General features: G+C 70.1%; 15 protein-coding genes. 7 read left to right on the top strand and 8 right to left on the bottom strand.

The features are described from left to right. Positions 1-288 precede the first annotated feature (288 nt). The 3 genes from dnaE to OG928_RS15660 all read right to left on the bottom strand — a co-directional run bounded on the left by dnaE (position 289) and on the right by OG928_RS15660 (position 5,585). Positions 289-3,837: a DNA polymerase III subunit alpha gene (dnaE, locus tag OG928_RS15670; protein WP_406284100.1), complete on the bottom strand. Its 3,549-nt coding sequence runs from the start codon at positions 3,835-3,837 to the stop codon at positions 289-291. Positions 3,838-4,069: 232 nt separating this feature from the next. Next, complete coding sequence (locus OG928_RS15665) at positions 4,070-4,342, bottom strand: DUF2277 family protein (RefSeq protein ID WP_406284099.1); 273 nt, start codon at positions 4,340-4,342, stop codon at positions 4,070-4,072. Between the two features lie 124 nt (positions 4,343-4,466). Beyond that, entirely contained in the window at positions 4,467-5,585 is a 1,119-nt protein-coding gene (locus OG928_RS15660) for a hypothetical protein (RefSeq protein WP_406284097.1), read from the bottom strand. Between the two features lie 289 nt (positions 5,586-5,874). Here OG928_RS15660 and OG928_RS15655 point away from each other — a divergent pair, with 289 nt between their 5' ends. Continuing rightward, a complete protein-coding gene (locus OG928_RS15655) occupies positions 5,875-6,867 on the top strand; it encodes a PP2C family protein-serine/threonine phosphatase (protein WP_406284096.1) in 993 nt (330 codons plus the stop codon). 400 nt (positions 6,868-7,267) lie between these two features. Then, entirely contained in the window at positions 7,268-8,485 is a 1,218-nt protein-coding gene (locus OG928_RS15650) for an LLM class flavin-dependent oxidoreductase (RefSeq protein WP_406284095.1), read from the top strand. Positions 8,486-8,582: 97 nt separating this feature from the next. Here OG928_RS15650 and OG928_RS15645 read toward each other — a convergent pair whose 3' ends face one another. After that, positions 8,583-9,215 carry a DedA family protein gene (locus tag OG928_RS15645; protein ID WP_406284093.1) on the bottom strand — a complete coding sequence of 211 codons (633 nt, stop codon included), beginning with the start codon at positions 9,213-9,215 and terminating at the stop codon, positions 8,583-8,585. A 211-nt stretch (positions 9,216-9,426) separates the two neighbouring features. On the opposite strand from OG928_RS15645, the gene OG928_RS15640 reads away from it, so the two are divergent. Together OG928_RS15640 and OG928_RS15635 are read left to right on the top strand one after the other, a co-directional pair. Then, complete coding sequence (locus tag OG928_RS15640) at positions 9,427-9,963, top strand: hypothetical protein (RefSeq protein WP_406284091.1); 537 nt, start codon at positions 9,427-9,429, stop codon at positions 9,961-9,963. A gap of 135 nt (positions 9,964-10,098) precedes the next feature. Beyond that, positions 10,099-11,244 carry a CapA family protein gene (locus OG928_RS15635; RefSeq protein ID WP_406284089.1) on the top strand — a complete coding sequence of 382 codons (1,146 nt, stop codon included), beginning with the start codon at positions 10,099-10,101 and terminating at the stop codon, positions 11,242-11,244. A gap of 97 nt (positions 11,245-11,341) precedes the next feature. Here the strand turns inward: OG928_RS15635 and OG928_RS15630 are convergent, their stop codons facing one another. Together OG928_RS15630 and OG928_RS15625 are read right to left on the bottom strand one after the other, a co-directional pair. Continuing rightward, the gene (locus OG928_RS15630; protein WP_406284087.1) at positions 11,342-11,818 is read right to left on the bottom strand and encodes a GNAT family N-acetyltransferase; all 477 of its coding nucleotides are present in this window, start codon (positions 11,816-11,818) and stop codon (positions 11,342-11,344) included. Between the two features lie 70 nt (positions 11,819-11,888). Beyond that, entirely contained in the window at positions 11,889-12,329 is a 441-nt protein-coding gene (locus tag OG928_RS15625; protein ID WP_406284085.1) for a nuclear transport factor 2 family protein, read from the bottom strand. A gap of 219 nt (positions 12,330-12,548) precedes the next feature. Here OG928_RS15625 and OG928_RS15620 point away from each other — a divergent pair, with 219 nt between their 5' ends. Next, on the top strand, positions 12,549-13,655 hold the full coding sequence (locus tag OG928_RS15620; protein ID WP_406284083.1) for a S1C family serine protease: 1,107 nt from the start codon (positions 12,549-12,551) through the stop codon (positions 13,653-13,655). Positions 13,656-13,711: 56 nt separating this feature from the next. Then, entirely contained in the window at positions 13,712-14,635 is a 924-nt protein-coding gene (locus OG928_RS15615) for an RDD family protein (protein ID WP_406284081.1), read from the top strand. A gap of 75 nt (positions 14,636-14,710) precedes the next feature. Here the strand turns inward: OG928_RS15615 and OG928_RS15610 are convergent, their stop codons facing one another. Further along, positions 14,711-14,902 (bottom strand): ferredoxin, encoded by a 192-nt coding sequence (locus OG928_RS15610; protein ID WP_406284079.1) that lies wholly within the window; start codon positions 14,900-14,902, stop codon positions 14,711-14,713. A gap of 240 nt (positions 14,903-15,142) precedes the next feature. Here OG928_RS15610 and OG928_RS15605 point away from each other — a divergent pair, with 240 nt between their 5' ends. After that, positions 15,143-17,161 carry a serine/threonine protein kinase gene (locus tag OG928_RS15605; protein ID WP_406284077.1) on the top strand — a complete coding sequence of 673 codons (2,019 nt, stop codon included), beginning with the start codon at positions 15,143-15,145 and terminating at the stop codon, positions 17,159-17,161. Positions 17,162-17,207: 46 nt separating this feature from the next. On the opposite strand, the gene OG928_RS15600 is transcribed toward OG928_RS15605, so the two are convergent. Then, positions 17,208-17,630, bottom strand: a complete 423-nt coding sequence (locus OG928_RS15600; protein ID WP_406284075.1) for a hypothetical protein — start codon at positions 17,628-17,630, stop codon at positions 17,208-17,210. Positions 17,631-17,772 lie beyond the last annotated feature (142 nt).

Here is a 17,772-nt window from a genome sequence, read left to right as displayed (position 1 = left end):
CTTGAAAAGCTTGTCCTCAAACGCCGGACGGGCTGGGGTGGCTTTGTCCTCAGGCGCCGGACGGGCTGGAGTGGCTTTGTCCTCAGGCGCCGGACGGGCTTGGAAGGGTTGTCCTCAAACGCCGGACGGGCTTGGAAGGGTTGTCCTCAAGCGCCGGACGGGCTGGGGTGGCTTTGTTCTCAAGCGCCGGACGGGCTGGGTGGGCTTTGTTCTCGAGCGCCCGATGGGCTTGGAAGGGTTGTCCGCAAGCGCCGGACGGGGTGGAGGTGGCCGGCCGGCGCTTGGGGGTTAGATGCTCCAGACGCCTGCGCCGAGCATGGATTTGATTTCGCCGGCGAGGCCGCCCTCCGGGTTGACGCGGAAGTCCAGGTTGTAGCGGGTGCGCATGCGGGCGCTCTCCAGGACCAGGTGGACCGGGACGTCTCCCGGGTGTGAGGCCAGGGTGCGCTTGAGGTCGGCGACCAGGGCCGGGGTGACCTTGGTGGTCGGCAGCTTCAGGCACACCGGTGCCTTGCCGCCGTGCTCGGCCGAGCCGATGTCCAGCGGGACCAGCTCCGAGCCGAAGATGCTGATCGCGCCGTCGCGCTCGTTGAGCCGGCCCTTGATGCTGACCGCGACGTCCTCTTCCAGTGCGTGCGCGACGAGCGTGTAGGACTGCGGGAAGAACAGCACCTCGATCTCGCCGTCGTGGTCGGCGAGGTTGATCATCGCCCAGGGCGAACCGCTCTTGTTGACCTTGCGCTGGATGCCGGTGATGAGCCCGGCGAGCTGGATCTGGCCTTCGGTCCGGCCCGAGTTCTTCAGCTCGGCGATCGAGGTGTCGCGGTGTCGGGACAGGATGTGCTCGGCTCCGTCGAGCGGGTGCGCGGACACGTACAGGCCGAGCATCTCGCGTTCGGTGGCCAGCTTGAGCTTGCGCGGCCACTCCTGGTCGGTGAGCGTGAAGTCGAGCCCGACGGCCGGTTCCTCGGTGGCCTCGTCGCCGCCGCCGAACAGGTCGTACTGGCCCGCGGCCTCCTGCTTCTTCAGGCCCACGACCGCGTCGAGTGCCTGCTCGTGTACGTCGACCAGAGCCCGGCGGGTGTGCCCGAGCGCGTCGAACGACCCGGCCTTGACCAGCGATTCGACCGCGCGCTTGTTGCACGCGGGCAGCCCGATCTTGGTCAGGAAGTCGGCGAACGAGTTGAACTTCCCCTTGCTCGTCCGCGCCTCGACGATGTCGTTGATGACGTTGTCGCCCACGTTGCGGATGGCCCGCAGGCCGAACCGCACGTCCGAGCCGACGGCGGTGAAGTCGGCGACGGATTCGTTGACGTCGGGGGACAGGACGCGGATGCCGGCCGACCTGGCGTCGGCCAGGTACATGCCCATCTTGTCCTTTTCGTCGCCCACCGAGGTGAGCAGCGCGGCCATGTACTCGGCGGGGAAGTTCGCCTTCAGATAGGCCGTTTGGTACGACACCAGCCCGTACGCCGCGGAGTGCGACTTGTTGAACGCGTAGCCGGCGAACGGCACCAGGACGTCCCAGACGGCCTGGATCGCCTCGTCCGAGTAGCCGCGCTCTCGGCAACCCGCCTGGAACGGGATGAACTCCTGTTCCAGGACCTCCTTCTTCTTCTTGCCCATCGCACGGCGGAGCAGGTCGGCCTGGCCGAGGTTGTAACCGGCCAACACCTGCGCGGCGCGCTGCACCTGCTCCTGATACACGATCAGGCCGTAGGTGGGGCCCAGGACTTCGGTGAGCGGTGCCTCCAACTCCGGGTGGATGGGCACGATTTCCTGCTGGCCGTTCTTGCGCAGCGCGTAGTTGATGTGCGAGTTCATGCCCATCGGGCCGGGCCGGTACAGCGCGGAGACCGCGGAGATGTCCTCGAACTCGGTCGGCTTCATCAGCTTGAGCAGTGCGCGCATGGGCCCGCCATCGAGCTGGAACACGCCGAGAGTGTCGCCCCGGGAGAGCAGGTCGAACGTGACCGGGTCGTCCAGCGGGATCGTCTCGATGTCGACGTCGACGCCCCGGTTGGCCCTGATGATCTTGATGGCGTGGTCGATGATGCCCAGGTTTCGCAGCCCCAGGAAGTCCATCTTGACCAGGCCCATCTCCTCACAGGACGGGTAGTCGAAGCCGGTGATGATCACGCCGTCCTTGTCCCGCCGGTGCAGCGGGATCAAGTCGATCAGCGGGGTCGAGGACAGGATGACCGCGGCGGCGTGCACGCCGGTGCCGCGGGTGAGGCCCTCGATGCCGCGCGCGGTGTCGACGACCATCTTCACTTCGGGGTCGGACTCGTACAGCGCGCGGATCTCGCCGGCCTCGGTGTAGCGGGCGTGATCCTTGTCGAACATCCCCGCGAGGGGCATCGACTTGCCCATGATGTCCGGCGGGTACGCCTTGGTGATCCGGTCGCCGGTGGCGAACGGGAAACCGAGGATCCGGCTGGAGTCCTTGATCGCGGCCTTGGCCTTGATCGTGCCGAAGGTGTTGACCTGTGCGGTGTAGGCCGAGCCGTACTTCTCGGTGACGTAGCGCACCATCTGGTCGCGCTGGCGGTCGTCGAAGTCGATGTCGACGTCCGGCGGGTTGATCCGCTCGGGGTTGAGGAAGCGCTCGAACAGCAGGTCGTAGTCGAGCGGGTTCAGCCCGGTGATGCCGGTGAGGTAGGCCACCATCGAGCCCGCCGCCGAGCCTCGGCCGGGGCCGACCGGGATGCCGTTGTCGCGGGCGTACTGGCAGATGTCGGCGACCACGAGGAAGTAGGAGGCGAACCCCATCGGGCCGATGACGCGCATCTCGGTCTCGATGCGGTCCAGCACCTCCTTGCTCGGGGTGTCGCCGAACCGCCGCTTCAGGCCCTCGGCGATCTTCGTGCGCAGGTAGGTCTCCTGCGTCTCGCCCTCGGGCACGTCGAACTGGGGCATCCGGTCGACGTGGTTGAACACCTCGTCGTAGTCGCCGATCCGCTCGGCGATCGCCAGGGTGTTGTCGCACGCCTGCGGCAGCTCGTCGAACAGCCGGCGCATCTCGTCGGAGGTCTTGATGTAGTAGCCGGTGCCCGCGAACCGGAAGCGGTTCGGGTCGGCTTTGTTCTTGCCCACACCCACGCACAGCAGCGAGTCGTGCGCGTCGGCCTGGTCCTCGGTGACGTAGTGCGAGTCGTTCGTCGCCAGCAGCGGGATGTCCAGCTCCTTGGCCACCCGCAGCAGGTCCTCGCGGACCGTGCGCTCGATGTCGAGGCCGTGGTCCATCAGCTCCAGGAAGTAGTTCTCCTTGCCGAAGATGTCCTGGTAGGCCGCCGCGGCCTTGACCGCCTCGTCGTACTGGCCGAGCCGGAGCCGGGTCTGCACCTCGCCGGACGGGCAGCCGGTGGTGGCGATGATGCCCTCGTGGTGCTCCGCGATCAGCTCGCGGTCCATCCGGGGCTTCATGTAGTAGCCCTCCATGGACGCCAGGCTGGAGAGCCGGAACAGGTTCCGCAGGCCCTGCGCGTTCTCCGCCCACATCGTCATGTGGGTGTACCGGCCGCCACCGGAGACGTCCTTGCCGCCCTCGCCGTCCTCGCTCGGCGCGCGCTTGCCGCCGGGGGCCCAGAACTCGGGGCGCCGCGCGTGCCGCGTGCTGGGCGCGACGTACGCCTCGATCCCGATGATCGGCTTCACGCCGTGCTTCTTGGACGTGCGCTGGAACTCGTACGCCCCGAACATGTTGCCGTGGTCCGACATCGCGACCGCCGGCATGCCCTGCCGGGCCACCTCGGCGAACAGCTTGTCGTTCTTCGCCGCTCCGTCCAGCATCGAGTATTCGGTGTGGACATGCAGGTGAACGAACGAGTCAGACACGGTGTGTGAGGCTCCTCGGAGGGGGCGGCGGGGGCCATCCACCATAACGCGGCGGAGGTCGGCAACCGGGTGTCCGAGCGAGGTGTCCGGGCCGATCGGCGAAGGCTTTTCCGAGTCGTTTCCCAGCCGTATCCGAGTGGCCCCGGAGTGGCCCTCGAAGTGGTCTGTGCGCGGGTTCGGCGCGGTTTGGGTACGGCTGTCGCGGCTGCTCGGCGGACGCGCCGCCCGGCGCTCAGCCGGCTTCGGAGGCGGCGTGCGCGGTGGCCTCGCGCCTGCGCAGCGGAGGCAGGGTCGGCGGGGGTTGGCGGCGCTCGGGCAGTTCGGCGAGCAGGACCCTGGTCGCCTCGGCGACCGCGGCCACGGCTCGTTCGACGGCTTCCTCGGTGCGGGCGGACGTGGACTGCACGCCGCCCACCTTGCGGACGTATTGACGGGCGGCGGCTTCGATCTCCACGTCGGTGGCGACGGGTTCGAGCCCACGCAGCGTCGTGATGTTCCTACACATGCCTCCAGGCTAGATCGGGGCGCCGACACCCGTCGGGCGCGGATCGTCGGCCGCGGAGCGCCGGCCACCGGCCGCCGGCCACGGAGCGCCGAGCGCCGAGTACGAAGCCGGCTGCCGAGCGCCGTCACTCCACCTCGATGCGGGCGACGGCCTCCCGGGCGATCCGCTCGACCGCGGCGCGCACCACCTCGGGCGGCGGTGCCGGACCCGTCGGGTGCGCGGTGCGATCGGCCAGGTCCTCCGCGCCCTCGCCGTCCGGGAACTCGTTCTCCACGACACCCTCGCCGATCCCGGGGCCGGCGAGGGCGGTGACCTCCACGAGCACGTTGGCCCCGCGCACCACGATGGTGTCGTACCGGGTGCCGGCGGCCTCGTCGCCGAGTGCCGGCAGCGGCGTCCACAGCCCGCCGGCGGGTCGGGTCCTGGTCCGGAACACGTCGTGCGCGCGGTCTCGGCCGCTGCCGTGTCGATCGCGTTCCCACCGGTACAGGCGGTACTCGACGGTCACGATCACCGGCCCCGACCACACACAGCGCGCCGGACGCGAGCGCGCCTCGCGTCCCCGTGCCGGCTCGCCGCCGGTGAGTTCGCTCGGCGGCGGCGTGAGCGCGCACGGGTCCGGCAGTCGCCGCGCCTCCGCCGGGTTGCCGGGCCACCACGGGGCGTCCTGGGGCGCCGCGACCGCGAGGAAGCCGAGCGGCGGGACGAGCAGGGCGAGCATCCACGCGAGGGTGCGGCCCCCGCGGGCGAGCGGCCCGCCGACCCGCCGCCCGCCGGGCCGGTCGGCCGCCTCGACGGGGTCCACCGGTACGCCGGCAGGGGCTACGGCGCGGATTCGGTCGAGGTGGTCCCGAATGTGGGTCCGGCCACCGGGGAACGCGCCTCGCGAGGCGGCGAGGATGTGCGCCGCCGCCCCGTCCGCGCCCGTCAAGGCGACCCGCGATCCGCCGGGGCCGCGTGCGGGAGCCACCCGACGGATGTCGGTCCACGGGACGAATCGGTGCTCGAACAACCGGCGATCACGCACGCCGTCCGGCCCGAACTCGCTCCGGTCGGACAGCACGCCGAGCACGTGCAGCCAACTCGGGACCAGCGGCACCAGACCCACGACGTAGTCGAGGGGGTTCTCCGCGAGCATCAGGACCAGACCGCAGACCGCCGTCAACACGAGCAGGTACGGCACCCATAGCCACAGCTGGGCCCGGGCCGGACGCAGGACCAGGTTCGTCGTCGGATCGCCCATGTGCGCGCACCCCCGTCGCCCACCCCGGGCGGCGTCGCCAACCGGTGGAGACCGGCACCCTAACCGGGCCGGATGTGGGCCGGATGTGCCCCGGATGGCCGGCGGGCGGCCGGTGGGCGACGGGTCGTCGACGGATCGGCCGGTCGGGTGTCTCGCGCCGTGATCGCGTCCGGCCCCTGTCGGTCGGGCCCGGGGCGATCCTCGCGTGTTCGGCGCAACGCCCGTTGCCTCGCGGTCCCGCCGCGCGTTGGGCCCTGCGCAGGAGGTCCGACGCGAGGAGGCACGGCGCATGGTCACAGTCGACGCGGGGCCCGGGCGGCTGCTGGTTTCGTCGGGGACGCGCGACAGCCGTTACGACCCCGCGACCGCCTGGCGCGTGTACCAGGGCGAGGACGGCAGCCTCACGGTCAGCACGGACGCGTGGCAGGAGGAGTCGCACACGCTGATGGCGATCACCACCGACTGGTACGCCGACGCCGCGGCCGCCTCGGCCGCGGGCGGGATGCCGCCGGACGTGGCCGGCCGGGTCACCCGCGCGCTGGGCACCGAGCCGGTGGCGCCGCCGCCGTACCGGGACTTCGCCGAGGCGTTCCGCGCGGGCGTCTCGCCGTCCCACCCCGAGCCGGTCGCGGGCCTGGAACTCGCGGTGCGGCACCGCCCGGCGCAGGACGAGTTCGGCGTGGGCGGCGACTGGTACGACGTGTTCACGCTGGACGACGGACAGGTCGCGCTCGCGGTCGGGGACGTACAGGGGCACGGCGCGGGGACGGCGCCGATCATGGCCAGGATTCGTACCCTGCTGCACGCGTACGCGGTGGTCACGCCCGATCCGGGGCGCGCGCTCGCGTTGGTCAACGACTTCCTGGACCGCTTCCCCGGTCCGGCCCACGCGACCTGCACACTCACCTACCTCGATCCCGCCCGCGGCAGGCTGTCGGTCGCGCGTGCCGCGCACCCGCCGCTGCTGCTCGCGGATCCCGCCGGCACGCCGCGGATCGAGGACGTCGAGGGCGGTCTGCCGCTCGGGATGCTCGCGGATCAGGAGTATCCGTGCACCACGCTGACCATGGCCCCCGGCGAGACGCTCGGCCTGGTCACCGACGGTCTCGTGGAGGGCCCGCAACTGTCGCTCGATCAGGGCATGGAACGACTCGCGCATCGCTTCGAGCGCAGTCGCGGCCTCGACCTGGAGGCGACCGCGGGCCGGCTGTTCGGGCTCGCCGACCTGACCGGTCACCGCGACGACGTGACGCTGTTGTTGGCGCGGACGAGGGTCGGCTGAGCGAGGCGCGTCGGCGACGCGGTTTCGACACCGGAAACGATCTCGGAGTAATGGGCGTCGGGTGATTCCCGCCGGCCCGGCCACTCCGGGATCGTTTGTGTTCGCGGGGAGATTTCGAGCCGTTTCGGCGATGGCGTATCGACCGCGTATCGACCGCGCATCGACCCGCGTATCAGGGGTGTGGCGGGGGCCTCGTGGCCGGTCCTCTGGATCTCCGGCCTTTGTCGCGAGAGGATCTGACTATGCGTCAGCTCGATGTCCCGGGCGGCGCCTGACATCTGACGTGACGTTAGCCACGTGTAAACAAAGTTCCGACCGGCGCTCGCATACTGTCCCGTACACAGACCTCATACAGGCGTATGCAGCGCTCGTTGAACCAGGCGATTTTGGGAGGCTCCACGTGGAGTTCGGCATCTTCCTGAACGGGTACACCCCCGGTCCGGCCGCTCACGATCGCGCGAGCGAGCACCTCGTGCTCATGCGCGAGATGGAATTGGCCATCAAGGCCGACAAGCACAACTGGAAGTACGCCTGGTTCGGCGAGCACCACGGTCTGGTCGAGTACAGCCACATGTCGGCCCCCGAGGTCGCCATCGGTTACGTCGCCGCGAAGACCGAGCGGATCCACCTGGCGACCGGCATCAACAGCCTGTCGCCGCGCAAGGAGCACCCGGTCCGCTACGCGGAGCGCGCCGCGATGATGGACCACATCACCGAGGGCCGCTTCGAGTGGGGCACCGGTCGCGGTGCGGGCAGCCACGAGATGGCCTCGTTCAACATCATGGACAAGAACTCGACGAAGACCGAGTGGGACGAGGTCGTTCGCGAGATCCCCCGGATGTGGGCGCAGACCGACTACACGTTCGAGGGCGACCACTTCACCGTGCCGACCCCGCACGACATCCACCCGAAGCCGTACGGCGAGTCGCACCCGCCGATCTGGGTCGCCTGCGGCAACCCGGCCACCTTCGGCAAGGCCGGCTCGATGGGCATCGGCGCGATCGCGTTCAACTTCGAACCGGTCCACAACCTCGCGGGCCGGATCGAGGCCTACAAGGAAGCCGCCGAGAACCCGGTCGAGATCATCGGCGACTACCAGAACAACAACGTCATGATGACGAACGCCGTCATCTGTCTGTCCGACCGCAAGCGCGCCCGCGAGATCGCGCTCAGCAAGGGCCGCGGCTACCTGGTCACCCTGGTGAACCTCTACCACGACACCATGCCCAAGTCGGCGGACGCGGTGACCTGGCCGTCGCCCACGTTCGACCTCTCGGCCGGCGGCGACGAACTGCTCGACGACCTGATCAAGGGCGGCTACATGCTCGTCGGCACCCCCGACGAGGTGTGCGAGCAGGTCCAGGCGTACCGGAAGGTGGGCTGTGACCAGCTCGTCTTCGGCGTCAACGACGGCATGACGCACGAGGAGAACCTCGAGATGCTCGAGCTCTTCGGTGACAAGGTCATCCCCGAGTTCGACAAGGACCCGGAGCACTCGACCACCAAGTACCGCCGCAACGCGGTGCCGAAGTACGGTCGCTTCCAGGGCGCCGGCCCGGACCCGGACCTCAAGGTCGAGGTCCTCCCGACGAGCGCGATCCTGCCGCTCCCGTACTGACCTCGCCGCACCGCGAAGCGGACGCGAGTAGCTGAACACCTGAACACCTGCGAGGCCACCGGGAAGTCCCGGTGGCCTCGCGGCTTTTGACGGTGGGTCAGGGATGCGGGCGGGATGCGTCGGCCGGCCTGCGCCGGGCCGTCACGAGCCGCCGGATCAGCTCGACCAGGAGCGTGAGCACCGCAGCGGCCGCGAGCCCGGCGGCGATGCCCTTGAGCGGGCTGTCCTTGAACGCCGCCCCGCCCCAGAACCCCAGCAGGACGCCGTACGTGGCCCAGGTCACGCCCGCGATCGCGGTGAACATCCGGAACCGCGCGATCGGGTACTCGACCATGCCCGCGACCAGCGAGACCGCGGTTCGGCCGCCCGGGATGTAGCGGCCGACCACGATCATCACGCCACCGCGCTCGGTGAGCCAGCGCTCCGCCCGCTCCCTGGCCCGCTTGCCGCGCTCGCCTTTGAGCATGTGCCGGTTCGCGAAGGGCTCGGCCCACCGGCCGATCGCGTAGGTGAGGTTGTCGCCGACGAAGGCGCCGATCGCGCCGGCCAGGATCAGCAGGAAGAGGTTGGGCGAGAAGCCGCCCACGGTCGCGAACACGCCGCACGCGATCAGCGCGCTCTCGCTCGGCAGGATCGGCAGCATCGCGTCCAGGAGCGCGGTGAGCGCGACGATCAGGTAGGCCCACGGGGACTGCGTGAACGACATGATCGGGTCGAGCCACGCGTCCATGGCCACTCCCTTCGCCGGTCGTTCGTCGAGCGGACGATTGCCTGGCGGCTACCCGCCGAGCGCGGAAACAAGGCGGGGTGCGCCGAACGGTCGAACGTCTGTCAGGCTTGATCCCTCGGTCGCGGCACCGCTCCCGGTACCGCCGGGAAGGACCGCGCCGAATACGAACACCCTCACCGAACGCGAATACGAACAACGCAAGGGACGTGGCATGGACGCCGTTCACGAAGGGCTCGACGCCGTGCGGGCGGAGCTGACCGGCCTCGACCGCCCCGTGGTGGCCCTGCTGGAGCCGGGGCTGCCGGCGGAAGCGGTACGCACCCGGGTGGGTGACGGGGTACCGGCGGAGATCGTCTCGTGGTTCGGCTGGGCGGACGGCACCCGCGAGGAGCCCGAGCAGCTCGTGGACGAGGCATCGTTCATACCGGGCTACGTCCTGGTGAGCCTCGCGGAGGCATTGGAGTTCCGCGAGGAGATCGAGATGGACCAGCCCGAGGGCGTCGAGTGGCTGCCGCTGCTCGTGTCGCCGGCGGCCGACTTCTACGCGGCGGTCTGGGACGGCGAGGACGTCCAGGTCGCGAGCTTCGTCCAGGGCGCGGACGACCCGATGGTGTACGCCTCCATCCCGCTGATGCTGCGCACGGTGACCGAGAGCTTCCGGACCGGGGCCTTCGAGGTCGACGACGAGGGTTACTTCGACATGCATCCCGAGCTGTGCGACCGGGTGTACGAGGCGCTCAACGGCTGATCGGCGCCCGAACGGGCCGGTCGGTCGTCCGCGGGAGGGCCGAATGGTTGCGTCGAAGGGCCGGTCGGGTGAGGTAATTCTCGTCACGCGCGCGCTGACGTACGGACGCGTACGTGGCTGGGCTACCTTGTGCGCGTGCATATACCCCACCGCCGGACCACCGCGCTCGGCCTCGCCCCGCTGCTGATCGCCGGTCTCGCCTCGTGTGGGTTGTTGTCCGACTCCGGCGATTCGGACGGGACGTCGAAGAACGCCGCGGACTCGACCCCGGTCGTGGGCAGGGACCCCGCTTCGGCCGGTCCGCAGAGCACGACCGCACCGCCCGCCACGGCCGAGCCGGGCACCGAGATCAGCGTCGCGTTCGCGGGTGACGTGCACTTCTTCGAGCGCACCGTGCCCCGCCTGAACGCGGGCCCGGAGGGCGCGCTCGGCCCGATCGGCAAGACCCTCGCGGACGCGGACCTGGCGATGGTCAACCTGGAGTCCGCGATCACCGAGCGCGGTACGCCGGAGAACAAGACCTACCACTTCCGGGCCCCGGCGAAGGCGCTGAACGAACTGCAGGCCGTCGGCGTGGACGTGGTCAGCATGGCCAACAACCACGCCGTGGACTACGGCAAGGTCGGGCTGGAGGACTCGGTCGCCGCGCTGGAGAAGGCGCCGATCGGCGTGGTCGGCCTCGGTAAGGACGCCGAGCGGGCGTATCGCCCGTTCATCAAGAACGTGAAGGGCGTCAAGGTCGCGTTCCTGGCCGCGAGCCAGGTCCAGGACATCACCAACCAGCTCTACCGCGCGGGCGCCGGCAAGCCCGGGATCGCCACCGCGTTGCAGACCGACCGGCTGGTCAAGGCGGTGCGCGACGCGAAGGCGCAGGCCGACGTGATCGTCGTGTACATGCACTGGGGCATAGAGGGCGACAAGTGCCCGAGCGCCGATCAGAAGAGCGTGGCCCGCAAGCTCGCGGACGCGGGCGCGGACGCGATCCTGGGCACGCACGCGCACGTGATGCAGGGCGCGGGTTGGTTGGGCGACACCTACGTGGGCTACGGATACGGCAACTTCCTCTGGTACGGCACGTCCCCGTACCCGAACTCGAACGACACCGGCGTCGCGACGCTCAGGATCAAGGACGGCAAGGTGGTCGGCGAGAAGTTCACGCCGGCCTCGATCGACAACCGCGGCGTGCCGATGCCGGTGACCGGCGCGGAGTCGAAGCGGATCCTGGATCGCCGGGACACCCTGCGACCGTGCACGGGATTGACGGCGACGCCGAAGAAGTAGCGCGCCGGGCCTGGAGCGAACCGGCCCCCGATCGCGAGCTGTCGACGCGAAGGACCCCCGTGCGGATGGCACGGGGGTCCTTCGAGGGCCGCGTGGGTCAGTTGCCGGCCAGGCGGGTCAACGGGGTGCCGGTGAGGCGGTAGCCGATCCAGTCGGATTCCTGGGTGGCGCCCAGGGAGTCGTAGAAGCCGATACTGGGTTCGTTCCAGTCCAGGACGGCCCACTGGAGCCTCGCGTAGCCGCGTTCGGTGCAGACCTGGGCCAGGCGCTTCAACAGCGCGCTGCCGTGGCCGCCGCCCCGGGCCTCGGGGCGGACGTACAGGTCCTCCAGGTAGATGCCGTGGACGCCTTCCCAGGTCGAGAAGTTGAGGAACCACAGGGCGAAGCCGACGACCTCGCCGCTCGTGTCGTCCTCGGCGATGAACGCGAAGGCCGCCGGGGTCGGGCCGAACAAGGCGGTGTGCAACTGGGCCTCGGTGGACTTGACCTCGTGCAGGCACTTCTCGTACTCGGCGAGCTCGCGGACGAGCGCGTGGATGGCCGGGATGTCGGCTGCGGTGGCTTCGCGGATCATCCCCCGAAACTACCTCGCTTCCGTGGGCCGTTTCACCGGGGCGGGGAGCGGACCGGACCGGACGACCGCCCTACGCCGTCGGCGCCACGTACATGTACGACTTCTCCTCGCTGCGGGTCGCGATCCGCCACTGGCCGTCCACGCGCGTGAAGGTGTCGAGGTACCAGAGGCCGCAGAACATCATCGGGCCCGGGGTCTCGTCGTCCTCGCCCTTGAAGACCATCGGGTTGTGGCACATCGTGCGGCCCGTGGCGGTGTCGCCGTCGACCGTGATCGACGAGTTCGAGATCAGGTGCTGGTAGGCGCCGAAGCCCGGCATCACCGACGCCAGGAACTCCTTCGTCTCCTTCAGGCCGCCCTTGGAACCGCCCATCGCCGAGTAGTCGATCAGCGCGTCGGCGGTGAAGACGGTGTCGAGGGCGTCCCAGTCGCCCGTGTCCACCGCGTGCGAGTAGCGGACCATCAGGTCCTGGATCTCCATCCGGTCCGAGATCTCCTGAAGCGTCAGCATGCGGGTGCCCACTCTCTCCGGCTCTGTGGCGTCGTTCCGTGATCGCGGAGCCAACTTGACATGAACAAGCACATGGCGAAAGGGGCGCGGCGCCGGCGGGGCGGTGAAAAGTCCTTTTATGTGGTTAGTGCGTCGAAAGCTCGGGGGACCCGCCCTGGGATCGGCAACCGGGCTGTCGCGCGGGACCGCCGACGACATGTACGACGCGAGGGAGACACCGTGAGCGGGACGACGCGGCAACGGCTCACGGTCGCGGTCGCGGCCGCCGCGATCGCACTGGGTGGAGCGAGCGCGTGCAGCGACGGCGACTCGAAGGAGAAGGGCTCGGACACCGCCACGGACAACGGCAACGGCAACGTCGCGTCGGCCACGACGCCGAACAACGCTCCGGTCAACGACCTCGATGCGCAATACCGGCAGATCGTCCGAGATGTCCTGCCCTCGGTCGTGCAGATCACCACCGCGAGCGGGCTCGGCTCCGGCGTCGTCTACGACGACCAGGGCAACATCGTCACGAACGCCCATGTGGTCGGCCAGGCCACCACGTTCGAGGTCACCCTCCCGAACGTGAGCAAGCCGATCACCGCCAAGCTCGTGGCGTCCTTCGCGCCGGACGACCTCGCGGTGATCCGGCTCGACGCTCCGCCCAGCGACCTCAAGCCCGCCAGGTTCGGCGATTCGAGCAAGCTCGAGGTCGGCCAGATCATCATGGCCATGGGCAACCCGCTCGGCCTCGACTCCAGCGTCACCGAGGGCATCGTCTCGGCCGTCGGCCGCACCGTCAGCGAGCCGCAGACCGACGGCTCCCCGGGCGCCACCATCTCCAGCGCGATCCAGACCTCGGCCGCGATCAACCCGGGCAACAGCGGCGGTGCGCTCGTCGACCTCGGCGGCCAGGTGATCGGCATCCCCACGCTCGCCGCGACCGACCCCGAGACCGGCAACAGCGCGGCCCCGGGCATCGGCTTCGCCATCCCGTCCAACACGGTCAAGTCGATCACCGATCAGATCATCAAGGAGGGCAGGGTCGTCAGCTCCGGCAAGGCCGCGCTCGGCGTCACCGTGCGCACCGTGTCCGGCCCGAACGGGCAGGCCACCGGTGTCGGCGTGGCGTCCGTCCAGGACGGCGGCGCCGCGGGGGCCGCGGGCATCCAGTCGGGCGACGTGATCACCGCGATCGACGGCCAGGCGGTGCCGGACGTCGGCACGCTGTCCGAGGTGCTGGCCGCGAAGCAGCCGGGCGACCGGGTCGAGGTCGACCTGCTCCGCACCGGCGACCGCGGCAGGGCCACGGTCGAGGTGATCCTGGGCGAGCTCAAGAGCTGACGGTTTTCGTCGGGGACCCCGACGGCGGGACCGATCTGCGCGATACCGTCCCGTTCATGACGTTCCCTCAGCCCCCGCAGGGCCCAGGGTCGCCGTACGGGGACGCACGAGCCGCCAACGGTGATCCGCACCTGTCCTGGCACCAACCGCCCGCGCCCGCACCGACTCTGATCCCGCATCAGGCCCCGCCGACCGCGCAGCCGAGCCCAGTGGAAGGCGAGCCGGGCGACGCCGGCGAACTCCCGCTCGCGTCCCGGACGATGCGGCTCGTCGCGCGCACCACGGACTACCTGCTCACCACCGCGCTGGTGCTGCCGCTGTGGTTCCTGGCCTATCACTACATCCAGGCCAAGGCCACGGATCTGCCCACCAAGGTCGTTCGCGACGCGTTCCTCGACGTGGTGTTCGGCCGGGCGGGGGAGGCCCAACGCGCGCCGCTGGAGGCCGTGGACGGCCTGTGGGGGACCACCAAGACGCTGCTGTTCCTGCTGATCCTCGCGCACCTGCTGGTGCCCACGCTCTACGACTGGTTCATGCACGCCCGGTACGGCCGCACGTTCGGCAAGATCATGGTCGGCGCGAAGGTGGTCCCGGCGGGCACGCCGGCGGCGGCGGTCCCCGGCCGGGTGCCGGTCGGCGCGTGGCGCGCGGGACGCCGCACCCTGGTGGCGGTGGTCCTGCCGTGGGCCGCGGTGCTGCTCACGTGGTACGAGATCGCACTGCGCGAGTGGGGCCTGGCCGGCTTGTTCGCGCTGGTGAGCCTGATCGGCTTCCTGGATCCGCTGGCCGTGCTCGGCCCGCGGCGGCGCACGTGGCACGACCGAACCGCCGGCACCGTCGTGGTCAACGTCAAAATGCTCGCGCGCGGTTGGTCGGCCACCCGCAACGCGTCCACGGCGGTCGTCCAGGGCGCGCGCGGCGTGCGGGAGCGGTGGCAGTCGGGCCGGGCCTCCGCGGGGCGTTCCGGAGACCCGACCTGACCCGACCCGACCAACGGCCCCAGACCAGCGGCCCCAGGCCAAGGGCTTCGGTCCAACGGCCTCGGTCCAACGGCGTTACTCCTGGATCGAGATGGCGCGGGTCGGACAGACCCGGGCCGCCTCCTCCAGCTCCGGCCGCATCTCGTCACGGGGGTTCTCGTTCAGGATGTACAGGAAATTGTCATCCCGGACCTCGAACACCTCGGGTGCCTCGGCCATACAGAGGGCGTTGCTCTTGCACTTGTCGAAGTCGACGACGATCTTCACGTGCGGCCCTTCGGTCGTGGAAGCGTTGCCTGGAAGACTTGCAATGAACCATCGTGCTCGGCACGTTGCCGTGCGTGACGCAACCGATGGACTATCACGGACCCCCATGGGTAAGGCGAGCCTTTTCCCCCGAACGGGGAACCAGCCGGTGCCCTGGGGAGGTCACACCACCGGATGAGAGGATTCCATCCCGGTACGGCCGCAGCCGCGGGCCGGCGAACCAACACGGGAGGCACGTCCATGACGGCCGAGGGCGGCGCCGAGATACGTTCGTTGCGTCCGGGCGATCCGCAGAACATCGGACCGTACCGGATCACCGGCAGGCTCGGCGCGGGCGGAATGGGCGCGGTGTACGCGGGCCTGGACGGCTACGAACGCCGTGTGGCCGTGAAGGTGGTGCACGCGCAGTACGCCGACGACCCCGAGTTCCGGGCCCGGTTCACGCGCGAGGTCAACGTGCTGCGCGCGATCAAGGGCACGTGTACGACACCGGTGCTCGATGCCGATGTCGACGCCGAGACACCGTGGTTCGCCACCGAGTACGTCCCGGGCCCGACCCTGGACGTACGGGTGAACCAGGGCGGACCGATGCGCGACGACGAACTCCTCGGCCTCGCGGCCGGGCTCGCCGAGGCGCTCGTCGCGATCCACGACGCCGACGTCGTGCACCGCGACCTCAAACCGCAGAACATCATCTGCTCGCCCGCCGGACCGCGCGTGCTCGACCTGGGCATCGCGCGCTCGATGGAGGACGCCGGACTGACCCGCACCGGCATGATGATCGGCTCCCCCGCCTGGATGAGCCCCGAACGCTTCAAGGGCCACGACAGCACGCCGGCGGCCGACGTCTACGCGTGGGCGATGCTCGTCACCTACGCCTCGACGGGCGTGATCCCGTTCGGCACCGGCGCGCCCGAGGTGGTCGCGCTGCGCGTGCTGCAGGACGAGGCCGACCTGTCCGGGGTGCCGGACGCGCTGCGCCTGATCGTCAAGCGCGCCGCCGACAAGGAGCCGCACTACCGGCCGCACGCACGCGAGTTGCTGGCCTCCGTCACCCACGTGTGGCGTGGCGCGCTCGGCAACGCCGCGGCGCCCTCGCTCGACCCGGTCGCGGACGCGACGTCGCTGATCGGGCAGTTGTGGACGACGCCGGCGTCCGGTGGCGCGTGGCAGGTCCAACAGACCCCGCCGCCGCAGCAGGCGCCGCAGACCCCGCCGCCGCGCGTGTACGAGGCTCCGCGCGGTCCCGCGCGCTCGGGCGGCACCGCGGCCTTCGGCGCGCCGGTGGTGCCGCCGCAGACTCCGCCGCCGGCGACCTACGGTCAGCCGTCGCACGACCCGTACGGCGCGTCCCCCCAGCAGCCGCCGCTGTACCGCGACACCCCGACCTCGGGCGCGTACGGCGTCCCCCCGCAGCAGTCGGGCCAGTACGGCACCGCCGCCCAGCCGTACGCGACCCACCATCAACAACCGCCGGCCAGTGGTTCGTTCACCCCGCCCCCGGCGACGCACGGCGGACACACTCCGCCCCCGGCGACCCACGGCGGACACACCCCGCCGCCGACCGGCCGCGCCGCGGCGCGGCAGCACACCGGCGGCGGTTCGAACCGCAAGCGCCCCGCGATCATCATCGGCGCCACCCTGGCGGTGCTCGCGATCGCCGCCGGCGCGGTGTTCGTGCTGCGCGGCAAGGACGACAAGGCCGACCCCGAGACGAAGAAGACGACGAACACGCCGCCGCAACTCAGCGGCAAGCCCGGTGGTTTCACCCAGAATGTCAATGGCGTGAAGTTCGCGGTGCCCGCCGACTGGGAGAGCAAGCAGGTCAGCGACACCGAGGTATGCCTGCTCCCGGCCAAGACGCCGGCCGAGCAACGCACCACGTGCGAGCGCGCGGGGTTGCGGATCTGGGTCGGCAAGACCGCCGAGCGCAAGGTGGACTTCAAGGACCCCGCGGGCTGGACGCTCGGCGCGAAGCCGACGTGCGTCACCAAGCCCGCGGACAAGGAGACACCCACCAGCAAGAACAGTCCGAAGACCACCAGCAAGCCGGGTGTCGAGAAGGGCGACCTGACCTACGACTACCTCAAGTACGTGGTGACCTGCGCGAGCGGGGACGCGTTCCAGCCGCAGGTGTGGTGGCTGCCGGAATCGATGATCTCGTTCTCGACGGCCGGTCTGTCCCGGGAGTACGACGGCGATCTCAAGAAGATCCTGGCGTCGGTGGACACGACGGGCTACACGAAACCGAAGAAGTAGCCCGTCGCGCCACGCGACGGGGTGCCGCCGAAAATCGGGCGAAAGCCTAGAAGTCAGGCGCCGCAGCCACCGGCAGGAACGGGTTCTCCGGTCCTGCCGGGAACGAACTCCAGCTCTGCTCCTCGTACAGGTTCATCAACTCGTGCTCGGACTCCTCGGTGTCCGGCCACTCGGCGTTGACGACCACGTGCACGGAGGGCTGGGGATACTGCTCCCACCACTCCACTATGTGGCCCTCGCCGTCCACGGGGACCGGGTGGTGCTCGACCCGGTGGACCATCATGTACGGTCCGCCGGTCCACGGCCCTATGTGCGCACCGCCCAGCGGGATGGCCGAGATCGAGTCGCCGCCCCGCGGCAGTGCCGGTCCCGCGAAGTCGCCCGAGAGCAACGAGCCCACGTACCCCGTCGGAGGACGGTCCGGCGGGACGTCCTGGTAGAAGTCCACCCGGACCCTGTACCGGATCACTCGCGTCCCCTCCGTTTCATGTTCGTCGTGCGCGCGCAGCCCGTCTGGCTTGTTGCGATCGGTAATACGTATACCAGCCGGCGACGGTTCCGTTTCGGTGGTCCCATGGGGTCTGGACTTCGGACCGGCGCGCGGGCAGGAT

It is taken from the genome of Embleya sp. NBC_00896, assembly GCF_045207785.1.
GTDB lineage: Bacteria > Actinomycetota > Actinomycetes > Streptomycetales > Streptomycetaceae > Embleya.
This window is presented reverse-complemented; position numbering and strand designations above follow the sequence as displayed.